This window comes from Pseudomonas asuensis, from assembly GCF_014646755.1.
Lineage (GTDB): Bacteria > Pseudomonadota > Gammaproteobacteria > Pseudomonadales > Pseudomonadaceae > Chryseomonas > Chryseomonas asuensis.
Genome location: NZ_BMNW01000005.1, coordinates 310,808 through 328,302 on the forward strand (window position 1 = coordinate 310,808; position 17,495 = coordinate 328,302).

At 53.5% G+C, this 17,495-nt stretch carries 18 protein-coding genes; 5 read left to right on the forward strand and 13 right to left on the reverse strand.

Annotated features, from left to right (window positions below; translation table 11 throughout):
* Positions 1–25 precede the first annotated feature (25 nt).
* Positions 26–592 (forward strand): HD domain-containing protein, encoded by a 567-nt coding sequence (locus IEX86_RS13315; RefSeq protein ID WP_188866607.1) that lies wholly within the window; start codon positions 26–28, stop codon positions 590–592.
* A gap of 5 nt (positions 593–597) precedes the next feature.
* On the opposite strand, the gene IEX86_RS13320 is transcribed toward IEX86_RS13315, so the two are convergent.
* Positions 598–2,520: a sensor domain-containing diguanylate cyclase gene (locus IEX86_RS13320; protein ID WP_188866608.1), complete on the reverse strand. Its 1,923-nt coding sequence runs from the start codon at positions 2,518–2,520 to the stop codon at positions 598–600.
* A gap of 182 nt (positions 2,521–2,702) precedes the next feature.
* On the opposite strand from IEX86_RS13320, the gene IEX86_RS13325 reads away from it, so the two are divergent.
* Positions 2,703–4,052 carry a cation:proton antiporter gene (locus tag IEX86_RS13325; protein WP_188866609.1) on the forward strand — a complete coding sequence of 450 codons (1,350 nt, stop codon included), beginning with the start codon at positions 2,703–2,705 and terminating at the stop codon, positions 4,050–4,052.
* 12 nt (positions 4,053–4,064) lie between these two features.
* On the opposite strand, the gene IEX86_RS13330 is transcribed toward IEX86_RS13325, so the two are convergent.
* The 6 genes from IEX86_RS13330 to IEX86_RS13355 all read right to left on the reverse strand — a co-directional run bounded on the left by IEX86_RS13330 (position 4,065) and on the right by IEX86_RS13355 (position 8,682).
* The gene (locus IEX86_RS13330) at positions 4,065–4,427 is read right to left on the reverse strand and encodes a response regulator (protein ID WP_188866610.1); all 363 of its coding nucleotides are present in this window, start codon (positions 4,425–4,427) and stop codon (positions 4,065–4,067) included.
* Between the two features lie 27 nt (positions 4,428–4,454).
* Entirely contained in the window at positions 4,455–5,897 is a 1,443-nt protein-coding gene (locus IEX86_RS13335) for an ATPase domain-containing protein (protein WP_188866611.1), read from the reverse strand.
* A gap of 237 nt (positions 5,898–6,134) precedes the next feature.
* Complete coding sequence (locus IEX86_RS13340) at positions 6,135–6,773, reverse strand: peroxiredoxin (protein WP_188866612.1); 639 nt, start codon at positions 6,771–6,773, stop codon at positions 6,135–6,137.
* Between the two features lie 58 nt (positions 6,774–6,831).
* Positions 6,832–7,413: an RBBP9/YdeN family alpha/beta hydrolase gene (locus IEX86_RS13345; protein WP_188866613.1), complete on the reverse strand. Its 582-nt coding sequence runs from the start codon at positions 7,411–7,413 to the stop codon at positions 6,832–6,834.
* 725 nt (positions 7,414–8,138) lie between these two features.
* The gene (locus IEX86_RS13350) at positions 8,139–8,405 is read right to left on the reverse strand and encodes a DUF1652 domain-containing protein (RefSeq protein WP_188866614.1); all 267 of its coding nucleotides are present in this window, start codon (positions 8,403–8,405) and stop codon (positions 8,139–8,141) included.
* Positions 8,406–8,472: 67 nt separating this feature from the next.
* Positions 8,473–8,682 (reverse strand): cold-shock protein, encoded by a 210-nt coding sequence (locus IEX86_RS13355; protein WP_188866615.1) that lies wholly within the window; start codon positions 8,680–8,682, stop codon positions 8,473–8,475.
* A gap of 545 nt (positions 8,683–9,227) precedes the next feature.
* Here IEX86_RS13355 and IEX86_RS13360 point away from each other — a divergent pair.
* Positions 9,228–9,437, forward strand: coding sequence for a cold-shock protein (locus tag IEX86_RS13360; RefSeq protein ID WP_188866616.1), 210 nt, complete (start codon positions 9,228–9,230; stop codon positions 9,435–9,437).
* Between the two features lie 113 nt (positions 9,438–9,550).
* Here the strand turns inward: IEX86_RS13360 and IEX86_RS13365 are convergent, their stop codons facing one another.
* From IEX86_RS13365 to IEX86_RS13375, 3 genes are all read right to left on the reverse strand, one after another.
* Complete coding sequence (locus IEX86_RS13365) at positions 9,551–9,901, reverse strand: DUF3509 domain-containing protein (RefSeq protein WP_188866617.1); 351 nt, start codon at positions 9,899–9,901, stop codon at positions 9,551–9,553.
* An 80-nt stretch (positions 9,902–9,981) separates the two neighbouring features.
* A complete protein-coding gene (locus tag IEX86_RS13370; protein ID WP_188866618.1) occupies positions 9,982–10,200 on the reverse strand; it encodes a cold-shock protein in 219 nt (72 codons plus the stop codon).
* Complete coding sequence (locus IEX86_RS13375; RefSeq protein ID WP_188866619.1) at positions 10,193–10,537, reverse strand: hypothetical protein; 345 nt, start codon at positions 10,535–10,537, stop codon at positions 10,193–10,195. Before IEX86_RS13375 ends, IEX86_RS13370 begins: the two co-directional genes overlap by 8 nt.
* Positions 10,538–10,567: 30 nt before the next feature.
* Between IEX86_RS13375 and trhA the strand changes: the two genes are divergently transcribed.
* A complete protein-coding gene (gene trhA, locus IEX86_RS13380) occupies positions 10,568–11,185 on the forward strand; it encodes a PAQR family membrane homeostasis protein TrhA (RefSeq protein WP_188866620.1) in 618 nt (205 codons plus the stop codon).
* A gap of 233 nt (positions 11,186–11,418) precedes the next feature.
* Positions 11,419–15,576, forward strand: coding sequence for a CheR family methyltransferase (locus IEX86_RS13385; RefSeq protein WP_188866621.1), 4,158 nt, complete (start codon positions 11,419–11,421; stop codon positions 15,574–15,576).
* Positions 15,577–15,669: 93 nt separating this feature from the next.
* On the opposite strand, the gene IEX86_RS13390 is transcribed toward IEX86_RS13385, so the two are convergent.
* Genes IEX86_RS13390 through ssuC form a run of 3 tightly spaced genes read right to left on the reverse strand, consistent with a single transcriptional unit; the run spans position 15,670 to position 17,495 of the window.
* A complete protein-coding gene (locus tag IEX86_RS13390) occupies positions 15,670–15,885 on the reverse strand; it encodes a TOBE domain-containing protein (protein ID WP_188866622.1) in 216 nt (71 codons plus the stop codon).
* Positions 15,886–15,903: 18 nt separating this feature from the next.
* Entirely contained in the window at positions 15,904–16,707 is an 804-nt protein-coding gene (ssuB, locus tag IEX86_RS13395; RefSeq protein ID WP_188866623.1) for an aliphatic sulfonates ABC transporter ATP-binding protein, read from the reverse strand.
* Positions 16,704–17,495 carry an aliphatic sulfonate ABC transporter permease SsuC gene (gene ssuC, locus IEX86_RS13400; protein ID WP_188866624.1) on the reverse strand — a complete coding sequence of 264 codons (792 nt, stop codon included), beginning with the start codon at positions 17,493–17,495 and terminating at the stop codon, positions 16,704–16,706. The genes ssuB and ssuC overlap by 4 nt, the downstream gene beginning before the upstream one ends.

The following is a 17,495-nucleotide window of genomic DNA, read 5'->3' on the forward strand; positions in this document are numbered from 1 at the left end:
AATTTACCTGACAGGAGTGGCCTGCATGACACTAAGCGAATTAATGGGAACACTCCGCTTTCTCAAGGATGCCGAGATGTTGAAGGATACCCTTCGCACGGCCTATACCCGTTCGGGAAAGCAGGAAAGCACCGCGGAACACACCTGGCGACTATGCCTCATGGCCATGGTGTACGAAGATGAACTCCAGGGTATCGACTTTGCCAAGTTGCTGAAGATCTGCCTCATCCATGACCTGGGCGAAGCCATTAGTGGCGATATTCCCGCTGTACTGCAGCGGCCCGGCCTTAGCAAGTCGGGGCAGGAACGCAAAGACCTGCAAACCTTGCTGGCCTCGCTCCCACCGGAGCGTCAGGCGCGGTTTCTGGCGCTATGGGACGAGTACGAGAATGCCTCATCTCCAGAGGCCAAGCTCGCCAAAGGTCTGGATAAGCTCGAGACTATCCTTCAACACAACCAAGGCCTGAACCCACCGGACTTTGACTATGGTTTCAACCTGAACTACGGCCGCCAATACACCTCGGCACACCCCCTGTTGGCCGCAATCCGTGAGCAGCTGGACGAAGAAACCGAGCGAAAAACTGTCGTGTAACAGGCTTACATCAAGTGATACCGGGCCTTTCCGGCCCGCTTTGCCTCGTACATGGCGGTGTCGGCAGTATTGATAAGGTCATCTGCCGTACGGGCCGAGCCCGGTATGTAGAGCGTGATGCCTATGCTGGCACTTACCTTGGCCTCATAGCTGTCCAGCCAGATCGGCTTCTGGATTTTCTCAAGCAGTTGACCCGCTAGTCGACATGCGTCGTTCACTCCGTCGACCAGCCCTTCCAGAATGACCGTAAACTCATCGCCACCCAAGCGGATGGCCTCATCGGACTTACGGATACTACCTTGCAGTCGTTTCGCGATTTCAATGAGTAACGCATCGCCTGCATTATGGCCCTGAGCATCATTGACGGCCTTGAAACCATCTAGATCAAGAAACAGTAGTGCCAGCGTCGCCCGATTGCGCTCAGCCCGTGCAATGGCCTTGGGCAGGACCTCCAGCAGTGCGCGCCGGTTCAGCAACCCCGTTAGCGCATCGTGACGCGCCTCGTGCTCACGCCTCGCTTCGGCAGCCTTGCGCTCAGAAATATCGTGCAGAAAGGCACTAAAGAAAGATTGTCCCTCTACATTCAGCGCTCGAAGGCGTATCTCTATTGGAATATCGGACCCATCTCGCCGTAGCGCAGGCAACTCCAATCGTTGATTGAGAACCTTAGCTTCCCGAGTCGCCAGGTAGCGCGCCATTCCTGCCAGATGCGCTTCACGCATCGAAGGAGGAATAATCAGCTCACTTACTGGCTGACCCAAGGCCTCCTCCACTGTCCAGCCAAACGTTTCGACTGCCTGACGGTTCCAGGCTGTGATAATGCCGAGCTCATCCACACGGACATAAGCATCATTGGCATGCTCGATCACACTACTAAGCTCCGCCTCACGGCGACGAAGCGCCTGCTCGGACTGTAGCTGGTGCGCCATCGCCTGAGATAACTGCTCATTGGCACGTTGAAGCTCATAGGTTCGAAGCACTACGCGCTGCTCCAGATCCTCCCTCAAGGCCGCCAGTGCTTCTTCGGCTTCCTTACGCGCATGGATATCGGTAACGATCGTCACAATACTGCTGGCATTACCGTTTTGATCTTCCAGCCGGCTGACATTCAAACGAACCCATATCGAATTGCCCTGCTTGTTGAGTGCGCGCCGCTCCAGGTCGATGGCATCTACCTTTCCGGTAATCAACCCTTCAGCCAGCTGCTTGAACTCGGCTAGATCGTCTGGATGAATGAGTTCCCAGAACGTCAGCTTCTTGATTTCATCGCGGCTGTAACCCAGCATTCGACAGAGTGCATCATTGATATCGATCCAATGATCATTTTTGCCTACCAGGGAAATCCCTACCGCGGCCCGCTCGAAAATAGCCCGAAAGCGGGCCTCGCGTGTTTCGAAGACCGCTTTGGAGCGCTTGACATGGCTGCGGGCCAGCAATGCTGTTTCGCGAAGCTGAACCTCGTGGCAGATCAGGGCGGCCAGATCATTGAGGATCTCAAGCTCTTCGGTCGCCAGCCTACGAGGCGCCGTATCCATAACGCAGAGCGCCCCAAGCGCCAGCCCCTCAATACTGGTAATGGGAATTCCGGCATAGAAGCGGATGTGTTTGCTGCCGGTAACCAGAAAATGGTTTTTGAATCGCTCGTCTAGTGTCGTGTTCTCAACAAAAACGGCTTTCTGAGCCAGTACGGTGTGAACACAAAAGGAAGACTCCCGGCTGGTTTCCACCATATCCAGACCAATTTGGGACTTGAACCATTGCCGTTTGTCATCCACCAGCGAGATAAAGGCAATAGGCATCCCGAGGGTGCGTACCGCCAGTCGGGTAATCCGGTCAAAAAACGGTTCTGCAGGCGAGTCCATCAGTGCGAGCGCATTCAAAACACGCAAGCGTTCGCTTTCATAAGACAGATCGGTCGTTGGCAACATGAAAATGGCCGGACAAAGGCAGAGACTATTTCATAGTCTGACAGATAACTACCCGCTTCTGCTCACACGCATTTATCTGCTCAGCTCTGTGCTCTTGATAATGTTTTGATTTAACGATCTGAACCAGTGCGACCTGTCATGCCTCGAAACATAACGTTTTGACATCAGGTATCCATAAGCGCATGACTTTCATTCAATGGGCGGGCGTACTCAGTACATTACTGCTGATTCTAGCCCTGGCATCAGCCTACCTTCGCTGGCTTCCTGTTACTACATCGGTAGTCTGTCTGATGTTTGGAATTGCTATTGGACCAATGGGGCTGGGCTTATGGCAAGACAGCTTTCAAGACGTAGCCCCCTGGATGGAGCACCTGACAGAGGTTGCCGTCTTGATCTCGCTATTTGTCACAGGACTCAAATTACGCCTCCCCCTGACAGACCCAGCCTGGCGAGGCGCCTACATGTTGGCCGGACCGATCATGCTGCTTTGTATCACCGGCACCACTCTTGCCTGCCATTATCTGCTCGGGCTTAACTGGGGCACGTCACTCCTGATTGGCGCGGTGCTCGCACCTACTGACCCCGTCCTGGCTGGATTGGTACAGGTCGTTCATGCACGCGACTTTGACCGGGTGCGCTACTCACTGTCCGGCGAGGCTGGGCTCAACGATGGCACAGCGTTTCCCTTTGTCGCACTGGCGCTTCTGGTAATGCACCATGACAGTGTACAGGCCGACTGGCTGGGTCAGTGGGCTTTGCACCGCCTGGTCTGGGCCGTGCCGGCGGGTCTTGTAATCGGTTACACCCTGGGACGGTTAATGGGCAGGCTATCCATTTACCTGCGCATCAAGCATCGTGACAGTGTTATCTCCCCCAATGACTTCCTCGCCCTGGCTCTGATAGGCCTGGCTTATGTGCTGGCTGACCTGGTTGGTGCGTGGGGTTTTCTTGCTGTATTTGCTGCCGGCGTTGGGTTGCGCCGCGAAGAGGTCTCCTCCTCGGGTTACGCCAAAATCCCTTCTGAGGAGCAGACTCAGCCTGTACTGGGCCATATAACGGGATCCGTTGTACAGGCTAACCAACCCGATGATGAGAAACTGACCAGCCCCACTGTAGCGGCTGGCGTATTGATGGGCGACATGCTGGCCTTTGGCAACCTGCTGGAGCGCTCTTTGGAAGTATTGCTGGTCACGCTGTTGGGCGTACTGCTCTACCCCCACTGGGACTGGCGCGCTGTAGGGCTGGCCCTGCTGCTATTTTGTGTCATTCGGCCCTTGAGCGTACGCCTGCTGATGGGGCGAAATTGGGCAAGCCCTGCCCAACGCACCTTAATCGGCTGGTTCGGCATACGTGGGATCGGCAGCCTGTATTATTTAAGCTATGCCTTGAATCATGGCCTTACAGAAGGCTCACTCAAAGACAGTGTAGACATCACACTAACAGTCGTAACATTCAGTATTCTACTGCATGGCATCAGTACCCAGCCCTTGCTGGATCGTTACGAACGCAAGCATGCATCTGAGCAGAAATAATACAGGATAACGTCAGAAGGTATCAGTCAGGGCCTTGACCGTGTCGATGACCTTGAAGACATCAAAAGGCTTTTCAAAAATAGCATCGAACAAATGTTGATTCTGTTGGGCGATATGCGCCTGGGCCCCGGTCGTCAAGATGATCGGAGTCTCCCCTAGCATGGGGTGATCATGAATGGCCTGAGCCAATTCGAGGCCATTCATTACAGGCATCATGAAGTCCGTAACAACCAGTGCCGGCTGCTCGCGTAGCAGGATATCCAGAGCCTTCTGCCCGTTGCTGGCTGTTCTGACCTGAAAGCCGGCGTCCTCAAGTGCAAACGAGAGAATTTCGGCGATTAAAAACTCATCATCGACCACCAGAATCGTCGTCATGTCTTTACCTTCCTTGTAATGACGACATCAGCCCTGACAGTTCGACGTTGCTGAGCCTGAGAGAACCATCTCCGCATTTCTGAAAGCCTTAGCTAAATCAATACCATTACTGCTGATGACAATCTCCCGAAGCGTTGGGTCGAAACCACTGTCCCGTACTTTCAGGATGGAGATGACCCGTTTGAGTTCAGCATTCAATTCCGCATAACGCATCATGAACAGATTGTCCGTAATACCTGACAATTCAGGTGCAGGGGCATGGATATCCGCCCCAAAAAGATCCTTCATCTCCCAGGTACCGTAGACGGTGACCCCCATGGCCCTGAGTTCATTGCTCAACGCGGTGAAGAACTCCATCAGCCGGTCTTCCTTGACAGCCAGCCGAGCAATGGCACCCAGGCTGTCGATCAACACCCGTGTGGCCTTGAGACGACGGACTTCATTAATGATTAGGTGCCCAACCTTATCCAGTTGAAGCTCAACGGTGGGCTGCCAGTGAATATGGACAGCGCCATTGTCTATCAAGCTCCCCAAGGCGAACCCCATATTATGCGCCTTGATCTTGAGCCGCTCGGGTGTCTCGTAAAATCCAAAGATCACCCCGGGCTCCTCAACAGAAGACTGCGCAATAAAACCCAGGCCTAGAGACGTCTTGCCGCTTCCCGACGGCCCCATCAGTAAGGAAATAGATGACCGGTTAAGGCCGCCTTCCAGCATCTGGTCGAAGCAAGGCAACCCTGTGCTGACGCGGCGCTCATCGATCGCTTCTGGACGATAAGTCTTTTCGTAAACAGCTTCGAGCCGAGGGTAAACCACAAATCCATCTTCGGTGATCTGGTACTCGTGCAGCCCTGTAATCGCCTTGCTACCACGAGTTTTGCGCAGACTCATACGACGTATAGAACGCGCACCATGTATCTCTTCCCCCACATCCAGCACCCCATCGACCATGGTGAGCTCCGGGCTACCATCGTCCAGACGCGAGCTGGTCAGGAACAGAACCGTACAATTGGCAAAGGCAGCATGGGCCTGCAACTCGGCGATAAACCGCTTGGTATCCAGGGGGGTATCGGCTTTAGAGCGGGCATTCAGCAGTCCATCGACCACTAACAGTGTTGCCTTTTGCCGGGAGATCTCTCGACGTATCAGCTTGACGACAGGCTCCAGCCCTTCCTGCTCCATGGTATCGAACGCGCTGAGGTACTGGATATCACCGCCTACCCGACTGTGATCAAAGAAGCTGAGCGTGGAAAGAAACTGGAACATCCGCTCGTGCGGCTCGGACAGCAGCGTTGCAAACAAGACACGCTCGCCACGATGCACATGATTGAAGGCAATCTGATTAGCCAGAATCGTCTTACCAGAACCGGGCCGGCCCTGAATAACATAGGACGCACCGGCAACAAAGCCGCCTTGCAATAAGGTATCCAGCCCTTCGATTCCACTCTTCAGACGCATTAACTGCTTCAATTCGATCCGCCCCAACGAAGGTTAGATATAGTCATTGACCGACCACGCCATGGCGTGCCGGATCAGGCCGCTAAGACTATGACTCGACGCCTTAAATATCCAGGCGAATGGCCTGGCGAGGTGCCTAAGGCACTCACAAGACAAGACAAATGAGTAAGAGTTCTCAGACGTGAAGAATATGGCCATGAAGGCCATGTCTAAAGAAGCAGGAGCGGCAAGCGCCGCCCCTGAAAAGACTTATTTATCAGGTTGCGGAGTCATGCGCAGATAGGGGCGCAGCGCCTGATACCCTTTCGGGAAGCGCTGTTTGATTTCGTCTTCATCCTTGAGCGAGGGCACGATGACGACATCACCGCCCTGCTCCCAGTTGGCGGGCGTAGCGACTTTGTGGTTATCGGTCAGCTGAAGCGAGTCGATGACGCGCAGGATCTCATTGAAGTTACGTCCCGTGCTGGCCGGGTACGTGATGATCAGCCGGACTTTCTTGTTCGGGTCTATAACAAACAGCGAGCGCACCGTTAGCGAGTCGTTCGCGTTAGGGTGAATCATGTCGTACAGGCCTGAAACCTTTCGATCCTCATCGGCAATGATCGGGAAATTGACCGTCGTGCTCTGGGTGTCGTTGATGTCCTCAATCCAGCGACGGTGGGAATCAGCCGGATCGACTGACAGGGCTATAACCTTGACGTTACGGGCTGCGAATTCATCCTTCAGCTTGGCTGTAAATCCCAGCTCTGTTGTACAGACGGGCGTGAAATCAGCCGGGTGAGAAAACAACACGCCCCAGCTATTGCCCAGCCACTCATGGAAACGAATGTGGCCTTCGCTGGAATCCTGTTCGAAATCGGGTGCTATGTCGCCCAATCTAAGGCTCATAATGATCCTCCTGTATCGGTTCGAGATGACCACTCGCCAAGCGAATGGCCTGGATAAGTTAAGCCCGGTATCGTGATGTTCGCTCGATCTGATCCTGTAACTGGTAAAGAAATGTGAAACCTTCCTCCCAGCGCTCGTGACCAGACTTCACATTGATGTGACCGACATTCGTCAGGATCGTTGAGATTGCGCCCCAGGCTGCCGCTAACTGCCGAGCGCGCTCAGGGGTTGCAGCCGGGTCGTTACTGGAGCCAACCAGCAGAGCAGGAAATGGCAGGGCCTGCCGATGCAATGGAGCGAAATTTCTTAGGGGCTCAGGGCAGTTGGGTCGCTCGACATCGGCTGGCGCGATCAGTAGTGCACCGGCTACACGCCGCGCAAGCTCAGGCTCCGCTTGTAGAGCCCAATGCGCTACGGTTGCACAACCCAGGCTATGGGCAATAAGAATCACTGGTGCCTGACTGATTTCGATGCAATGGGAGAGCGCTGCAACCCAGTCCCTGCGCTGCGGCACGAACCAGTCTTTCTGCTCTACCCGCGCAGAGTTGGGTAATGACCGCTGCCAATGGCTTTGCCAATGCCTTTCAGGCGAGCCTTGCCAGCCGGGAACAATCAAGTACTGCATCGATACACTATGCATGGCCATCGCCTATCAAGGGGTCATAGCCGCAGTGTAAGCAGCCCTAAAAAAAGCACAAAAGAATAAAAAATGATGTATTCATACTTTTATTGAATATGGGCTTCTCTAGCTTTTATTGGTGAGATTGCTACCTAGAGAATACAAATGCCCTGACTGGCACTGGTGCTCTTTATGAAGGGAAGATTGATACTTTTTAATTTCGAGCGCTTTTTAAAGCTGACAAGTCCTTTAAAGAGCGGCTCAAAAGAATGCCGCTTTTATATATAGCCTGACGGTAGAGCATGGAGGCATTAAGGATATGTCTACTTCTTTCTCAAGAGTCGATTTGACAGCGTAAGAAACGATTACCTATTAAGAGAACAGCCTAAGCGTAAATTACAGACGCGGAAAACGCATAGGCAAGCGAAGCGTTACATACTAAAAGCGATGGCGACCACGCTTAAAACTTATCTCCCTATAGTTTGCACAATAGCCGCACCACTGAACTCTTCCATACGCAATAGCTTTAGCGAAGCAAGAAAGGCCCGAGCCTGATGTTCACTGCGAAACTCGATGGATGGCCGTTGGGATTCAACGCAATTGGCGGGTATATCTCTTTCCTCCCATACCACTGTTATTAACTTCCCTCGCAATGAACAGCTATGTAGCGTTCTTCCATCGCTGGTCTTGATTGTCCAAGCAACCATATAGTACCTGCGTAGTTAATTAAGGAGCGTTATGACTCTTTAAACCTTATCCAGACTCTTTTTGCTTTGAACGTAAAACTGTTTATCTATTTCACGCTTGATACTTGCCACCCATGCATGCGCTTCCACCTGGCTCATCATGTGAGGTGAATTATTCCGCCTGGCTTCTAAAATAGTGGTCCCGCTCTGCTGATTAAATATTCGCACAGCAAAGCCCTTGTCGCTCTCTTCCAGCACCTGGAAACCCAAGGGCAAAAACTGCGACTTCATATACAGGAGAACAGGTGCAGACAGTTCATTCGACATGGTTTTTCCTTACTTTACGCTCAGCTTATTGATAGACATGAAAAACCCCGCATTGCGGGGTTCAGCATCAATGCTCTCTAACCTGATTCGCCTCGAAGCCTCTAGGCCCTACGACCAGCTGATAACTCACAAGCTGACCTTCATTCAAGCCTCTAAAGCGTTGGTTTTCAAAAGAGTTCATGTGAATGAAAAGGTCAGGCCCTTCTTGAGGAATAATAAAGCCAAAGCCTTTATGCTCACTAAACCACTTGATAGTACCTTGATGTCGAATGGACATTATTTATCTCCTGAGATTGAAATCACAGTGGCGTATTAAACGCACCGAGACTGCACCTAAAGGGCAGAGGAACCGAGGAGATGAATACAAGCGGACCATCAAGTCAGCATCGCGATGACAATTAGCTATACAGTAAAACCACTGTACTCTCTTTCGTAGTCGCTTTCAGACCTGCATATGGGTTTTATCACGATACTGGACAGACGGAATATTAAGAAACTGAGCGATCTCATTAATACGCGGCAACTTTTTTCATTTCAACAAAATAGGCGAGCTGTAATTATTTGCCTAACGTTCTGATTATCCTAGATATCTCCCCTCGTCCACAGAAATTCAAAACGAGTAAATATTCATAAAAACTAAAATAAAGGTATACAAGGGCCAAAAAGAGCGTATGGTGGCCTCACTGCTTTGCAACTGCTACTTCGATACCTGGCCTGATGTTCTGTTTTTCGTTTCATCTCCTCGGCTCGTTTTACTTTCGCACCTCAGTCTCGGCCTGAATGTTTCAGCGTCGCAGTCTTATTTTACCTTGGAGATACATCATGTCTGGTCGTCAAAATGGCACCGTCAAATGGTTTAACGATGAAAAAGGTTTCGGTTTTATCACTCCAGAGAGTGGTCCGGATCTGTTCGTCCATTACCGCTCGATCGAAAGCACTGGCTTCAAGAGCCTGAGCGAAGGTCAAGCGGTGTCTTTCCTGGCTGTCAAAGGTCAGAAAGGCATGCAAGCTGATCAGGTTCAAGTCGTTTAAGACACCTGATCCAAAAAAGCCCCGCATTGCGGGGCTTTTTTTTTGCCTTGAGTGCCCTCTTATTAACGGGTACGCGACAAGGCGTACCCGTGAACCCTCATTTAGGCACTGGATCAGTTTGGTACAGGCGCATCCGGTGATACAAAAGGTTTTGTAAAACCTGCTGCTAACGGCGCCTGCGCCCATTCGTTACGAAATCGATTGAGATACACCATATTGTTACGGGTCGTAGCCTTTCGGTTCATCTTCCCAGTCATCACGGCGAGCTGTGTCTTGATCCCTTCGATAACGGTATGCAAGCGCTCCTGATCACCCAGGTCTGCTGCAGAAATCACGCGTATGGCAACGACATCCTTGCTCTGCGTTGAAAACGTTAGGGTCAGACTGCCATCGGGTCGAATGGATGAAATGACGGGCAGGTTGACCTCAAAGGAGGACGACAGGGTTTTAAGATAGCTGTTCATAGGAAATACCTCGCCGAGCATGAGTGGTGAGTACTAGCAGCCAGCGCTGCGTTTACTGTCCAGGAAAATGGGCGAAGCGCTTAGAGCGCCTCAACGTGCTCAGCCTGCATGCCTTTCCCCGGCCGGCCCTCAGCGGCAACATAGGAGACGGACTGCCCCGTTATCAACTGCTTGAGAGCATGGGCACCCTTGATCGCCTTATGGTGTACGAACAGCTCAGGCCCTTGAGTCTGAATGATAAAGCCATACCCCTTGGCGCGGTCGAACCACTTGACGATGCCGGTTTGACGATCAGACATGGAAAGACTCCTGGATAGGATAAGCAACAGGCAAACATTCACCGGGTGCCGAGGCGGCAGTGATCCAAAGAGAGGCTGGGTGTAGATAAAACACCCTCCAGGGGTCATGGCAGCGTGATAGCAACGCAGCTACTTCACCATAGGCGTATTCGTCACATGATGTGCGGTTATTTAGGCCTGTGGCGACGGGTGGGAATCCTTGTCTTGCACTGCGATCAAAGCGACAAACTGCCCAACGCAGCGGTATGCCAGAGAGCGGTAGTGCATGCGGCCCGTACCAGATGGAGCTTTTAGCACTACCCCGGGCAGTGCCGGAGAAACGGCGTGAGGCTGTCATGAATCGAGCGCTATTCAACCCAGGAGAGCTATGTACTACGGAGAACGATTCAATGCCTGGACACACCTGATTGGTGCGGCACTGGCGTTTATGGGCGCGGTGTGGCTGCTGGTGCGCGCCAGCCTGGAAGGCTCACCGTCCAAGATTATCAGCATCCTCATTTATGGCGTCACACTGGTGCTGCTCTATAGCGCCTCAGCGATTTACCACAGTGTGCAAGGCCGCGCGAAAACAATCATGCGCAAGGTTGATCACTTATCGATCTACCTGTTGATCGCTGGAAGCTACACGCCCTTTTGCCTGATTACCTTAAAGGGTTCCTGGGGCTGGACATTATTCGGCATTGTCTGGGGGCTGGCAGCGGTTGGCATGTTGCAGGAAATCAAGCCGCGCTCAGAGGCACGTGTCTTATCGGTAGTGATCTATGCCGTGATGGGGTGGATCGTATTGATAGCCGTCAATCCTTTGCTGGCCGCGCTGGGGACGCCGGGCTTTCTCTGGCTGGTAGCAGGTGGATGCCTCTATACCATAGGTATTGTCTTTTTCGCCTTCGATCACCGTTTTCGCCATTGGCATGGCATCTGGCACTTATTTGTCATGGCCGGAAGCGCCTTCCATTTCATTGCCATTTTGTTTTACGTGCTGTGAATGTAATAAAGGGCCATTTCGCTGTGCCGGGCCACCTATCTGATAAGAAAGATTTCCCGAGCCAACGTCTATGATTAATGATCTTCTGTTGCAGGAGCATGCTTATTGAATTAATGCTTTTATCGCAGCAGACAGACAGGCTTGGTTGTTGAGGCTGTCCCAACGGTGTCATGCTGATTATTGATTTTGCCTTTTATAGTTGAAGGCATCCTGCTTAGTTCACATAGGACTCTATGGAATCGTCTACCCAGTCGTCTGTTCCAGATAACCAAAAACATCTTATGAGCAGCTCGGTCACGTTTCCAGTAGTGGGAATTGGCGCGTCAGCAGGTGGATTGCAGGCTCTGCTGAAATTCTTTGAAAACATGCCTAGCGAAAGCGGCATGGCCTTTGTAGTTGTCCTGCATCTTTCCCCCAAGCACACCAGTTCAGCCGATCGCATTCTCCAGGCCGTAACCAAAATGCCGGTAAAGCAGGTCACTGAGCCTGTACTGATAGAGAGAAACCACGTCTACGTTATTCCGCCAGCTAAAGATCTTGGCATGAACGATGGTTACCTCCGGCTCACTGAGCCGCAGCGTACCCGAGGCGATCAGGTAGCTATCGACCTGTTCTTTCGCGCGCTGGCTGATGTGCATAAAACCAAGGCTATTGGCATTGTGCTCTCCGGCGCTGGCTCCGACGGTTCTGTGGGCCTTGCCCGGTTAAAGGAGCAAGGCGGCATTACTCTTGCCCAATCCCCGCAGGATGCCGAATACGACTCCATGCCCAGCAATGCCATTTCAACCGGCACAGTGGATATTGTCATGCCGGTGGTCGACATGCCGCAAAAGCTGCTGGAGTTGGGGACAAACCTTACGCACATCCAGATACCGGTTAGTGATCCGCGTTACGAAAGTGCATTTGAAATAGAACCCGAGATCAAACAGCGGCCGAACCAACTGGCGCTACGCGATATTCTCTCACTGCTACGCACGCGTACGGGTCATAACTTCAAGCAATACAAGGCCGCAACCGTATTGCGGCGCATCGAGCGGCGGATGCAGGTCAATGCCATTCCCGACATGGCCTCTTATGCTACGTTTCTGCATGACCACCTTGAGGAGACGCCAGCTCTTCTCAAGGACATGTTGATTGGCGTCACCAACTTCTTTCGTGACCGTGAATCATTCGAGGTGCTTGAACGGGACATCATTCCAGAGATCTTTGAGCAGTTTGCGGCCTCCGAAGGTGAAAACAAAGAGATACGGGTCTGGTCCGCTGCTTGCTCTACGGGGGAAGAGCCCTATTCGCTGGCTATGTTGCTTACCGAGCAGGCGGAGTTAAAAAACTCACAGGCCAAGATTCAGGTGTTTGCAACAGATATTGATGAGCAGGCGCTAGTCATTGGCCGTGCGGGCCTTTATCCCTCTGCCATCGTCACGGACGTTATTCCGGCGCGCATCCGCCAGCACTTTAGCAAGGAGCAGTCACACTACCGGGTCAAGAAAGAACTGCGCGAGCGTATCTTGTTTGCTGCGCACAACCTTTTAAGCGATCCCCCGTTTTCGCGGCTGGACCTGATCACCTGCCGCAACCTGCTGATCTATCTGGACCGTGACGTGCAGAGCGAGATCCTCCAAACGTTTCACTTTGCGCTCAAGCCTGGTGGCTATCTCTTTCTGGGAAGCTCCGAGTCGGCGGATATGTGCAGCAATCTGTTTGCACCGGTTGACAAGAAAAACCGTGTCTATCGCGCCAAGAGTACGTCGAGCACTTTGCGGACTCGGCCAGCAGTTCACTTGAGTTCAGGGTCTCCATCCTTACGCTTGCCGCAGCTGCCGCCGAAGCAGCAGCAGCAGCAAATGATTGGCCGTGGCAAAAAGATTTCCTTTGCCGAAGTCCACCAGCGCGTGCTGGAGCAGTACGCACCGCCCAGCGTGATTGTCGATCATGAATCGAACATTGTGCACATGTCTGATCGCGCCGGGCGCTTCCTGCGGTATGTCGGCGGCGAACCCTCGCACAACCTGCCCACCCTGGTACAGCCTGAGCTGCGTCTGGAATTGAGGACTGCTCTCTTCCAGGCCTTGCAGACCAACAAAAGCGTCGAAGCGCGTCGGGTACGAGTTACCCGCGACGACCGAACGTACTATATCAACATGGTGGTCAGGCCGTTCCGTGACAACGAGGCCAATAGTGACTTCATGCTAGTGATCTTCGATGAAGTCGAAGATGTGATGAGTATGGAATCCAGTACACCGCACACTGAGGCCAAGGACAGCGTACTGACCCAGCTTGAAGCAGAGTTGCACCGCACCAAGGAGCAGTTACAGCTCACCATTGAGCACTCCGAAACCTCGACGGAAGAGCTCAAGGCGTCCAACGAAGAGCTTCAGGCGATCAACGAAGAATTGCGCTCGGCCACAGAAGAACTGGAGACCAGCAAGGAAGAGTTGCAGTCAATCAACGAGGAGCTGATTACCGTCAACGCCGAGCTTAAGAGCAAGATCGAAGAAACCGGCAAGATCAATGATGACCTGCAAAACCTGATTACCTCGACCGATATCGCTACAGTATTCGTCGACCGAGGTATGCGTATCAAGTGGTTTACCCCTCGCGCGACCAACCTCTTCAATATTATTGCCAACGATGCCGGTCGCTCGCTGCTCGACATCACTCATCGTCTGGACTATGACGAACTGGCAGAAGACGCCTCGCGCGTTTTTGAATCGCTGCACCTGATTGAGCGGGAAGTCCGGGCTCCAACCGGCCAGTGGTATCTCGCCCGTCTCTTGCCCTACCGCACAACGGATGACCGAATCGAAGGGGCCGTACTGACTTTCATCGACATCACCGAACGACGTCACGCGGAAGAACAGGCACGCGCCAGCGAGGCGCACATGAAGCTGGTCGCCCAGAGCGTAACCGACTACGCCATAGTGACCATGGACGAGGACGGACTGATTACCACCTGGAACCAGGGTGCAAAGCTGATGTTTGGCTATACCGAAGCAGAGGTATTAGGTCAGTGTATTGACCTCATATTCACCCCTGAAGAACGTGCCAAGGGCGAGCATCAGGCTGAACTGAAAGGTGCGCGTGAATACGGCAGTTCAATCGATCAGCGCTGGCATCAGCGCAAGGACGGTAGCCGATTATATTGCAGCGGCGTGGTTTACCCCATGCGCGATACCGAGTTACGTGGCTACGCCAAGATCGTTCGGGACACTACCGCAGACTATCAACGTGCCTGCGAGCAGGAGGACCAACTGGTACGCTCGGAAGCGAGCAGCCAGCTCAAGGATGAATTCTTTGCGGTCATGTCCCATGAGCTTAAACACCCGCTCAACCTTATCCAGTTGAATGTCGAGCTGATTGCCCGAGCGCCATCGGTCCGCGCTTCCTCAGCAACCCTGCGCGCGGCCGAGACTATTCAGCGTTCGGTACGTAGCCAGGCGCAGATCATTGATGACCTGCTTGATTTCTCCCGCGTGCGTACCGGCAAACTTAAGCTCAACTGCACCCCAGTAGACATTGTCAGCCTGTTGCAGGAGATCACCAACGTATTACGGCCGACGGCCGTAGCCGAATCCATTCGCCTCGAAGGGCCTAACGTGCCCGAGCAGCCTTGGCTCATCGAAGCGGATCGTACACGTATGGAGCAGATTGCCTGGAATATCCTCAATAATGCTGTGAAATTCACGCCAGAAGGTGGGCTTGTCACTATTAGGCTCAGCGATGAGGGCGACATGATCCGGCTGGATGTGACGGATACGGGTCAGGGCATAGAGCCCGACTTTCTACCCAAGGTATTTGACATGTTCGGCCAAGCCGAAATGCAGAATACGGCCCGAGCCAAGCACGGCCTGGGAATAGGTCTGGCATTGGTGAAGCAATTGGTTGAAGCCCACCGTGGCCGAATTGAGGCCAGATCCGAAGGCGTCGGCAGAGGCTCACAATTTAGCGTGTGGATGCCGAAGTGCTCTGAGGCGGAAGCTTCTTGTGAAGACACTGAATCAGTAGTACAGCAAGGTCAACTTCATGGCCTGAAAATTCTGTTGATCGATGACTCCGAAGATATTACTGAAACCATGCAGATGCTGCTCGAAAGTGAAGATGCTGAAGTCACAACAGCAACCGGCAGCGAGCAAGGTCTGGCTTTGGCGACGGAGACCAAGTTCGACCTGATCCTGTCGGATATTGGAATGCCGGGCATGGACGGCTGCCAGATGATGGGACTTATTCGTCAGAAAGGGCCTAACCAACAGACACCTGCTATTGCATTGACGGGTTACGGTAGCCGGACTGATATTGAGAATGCCAAACGGGCTGGCTTTAACGAGCATATGAGCAAGCCTATCTCGTTTGACACGCTTATTCAGACGAGCCTTGCGATTTCCAAACAATAGTTGCCCTTAAAAAGAGCCCGCTTTGCAGCGGGCTAAAGGTGCCTTATAGGGGAATAACTACAGGCAGCGTGATTCAGATTGAGCCTTGGCTGACTAAAGCTTGGCGATGGATACCTCGGTCGATTTCACAAAGGCAATTACTTCACTGCCCACCACCAGCTCAAGTTCTCTGACTGAGCGCGTAGTAATCACGGAAGTCACAACGCCGGCCGCGGTCTGTACGTCGATCTCGGAAAGCACTGAACCTTCGATGATTTCCTTGATGGTGCCTTTGAACTGGTTACGAACGTTGATGGCTTTAATAGTCATGGTTGTGCTCCTTGATGATCAGAGTGCCCAGCGCAGTTGCGTGGGGCGGTAGTCGGCTTCGTAGGGGTTGGGGTTTGTAGGTTGGGCTAGCACACGGGCCAGTACATTGGCCTCCAGTGCGGCGAGGTCAGCAGAGCCGCGGTTACGTGGGCGCGGCAGGTTGACGTTCAGGTCCAGGCCCACATGACCTTCCTCAATCAACAGCACACGATCAGCCATCGCTACGGCCTCGCCGACATCGTGCGTCACCAGCAGGACGGTAAAGCCATGCTGTTGCCAGAGTCGTTCAATGAGCTGCTGCATCTCGATGCGGGTCAGTGCGTCCAGTGCACCCAGAGGTTCGTCGAGTAGCAACAGGCGTGGTTCATGGATCAAGGCGCGGGCCAATGCCACGCGCTGTTTCTGGCCACCGGAAAGCGCAGCGGGCCACTCATGGGCACGCTCCGCCAAGCCCACGGCGTCCAGCGCCTCCAGAGCCTTTTGCCGCCAGTTACCCTTGAGGCCCAGGCCGACGTTATCGATGATGCGTTTCCAGGGCAGTAAACGGGCGTCCTGGAACATCAGCCGAGTCTCTTCGCGGTGTTTGAACAGCGGCTCCTTTCCTGCCAGTAACTGACCGCCAGAGGGCTGATCCAGCCCAGCCACAAGGCGTAGCAACGTGCTCTTACCGCAGCCGCTGCGCCCTACCACTGCCACAAACTGGCCAGAGGGGATGCTCAGGTCGATACCCTGAAGCACATCGCGCTCGCCAAACCGCTTGCCGACACCTTTCAGCGCCAAGGCTGTGCCCCGCTTGTAGGGCAAGCTGTGTAGAGCCGTCATGTCGCACCTCCTGTTTTCTGGTAGGCCGGGTGCCAGCGCAGCCATGTACGCTCAAGCCCACGGGCAGCGAGGTCTGCCAGCTTGCCAAGGATGGCGTAGAGCACGATGGCCAGCACCACGATGTCGGTTTGCAAGAACTCACGGGCGTTCATGGCAAGGTAGCCAATGCCGGAACTGGCCGAGATGGTCTCCGCCACGATCAGGGTCAGCCACATCAGGCCCAGGGCAAACCGCACACCCACCAAGATCGACGGCAGCGCCCCAGGCAGCACGACCTGTGCGAACAGCCGATAGCCGGAGAGCCCGTAACTGCGCGCCATCTCCATCAGGGCCGGATCGACGTTGCGAATGCCATGGTAGGTGTTCAGGTAAATCGGAAAGAACGTACCGAGCGCCACCAGGAAAATCTTGGCCGACTCATCAATCCCAAACCACAGGATGACCAGCGGGATAAGCGCCAGATGCGGCACGTTACGTACCATCTGTACGGAGCTGTCCAAAAGGCGCTCGCCCCAGCGTGAAAGCCCGATAATAAAACCCAGCAGCAGGCCGATACCACCTCCGATAGCAAAGCCGATACTGGCGCGCCAGCTGCTGATGACGAGGTGTTGCCAGAGTTCGCCACTGCGCACCAGGCTCCAGCCTGCTTCCAGCACTGCACTGGGTGCTGGCAGGATACGGCTAGACAAGAGGCCGGTTTCCACGGCCACCTGCCATCCGGCCAGCAGCAGCACGGGCAGCACCCAGGGCGCTATGCGTTGCAGGGAGGTGTTGATCGTATGATTCAT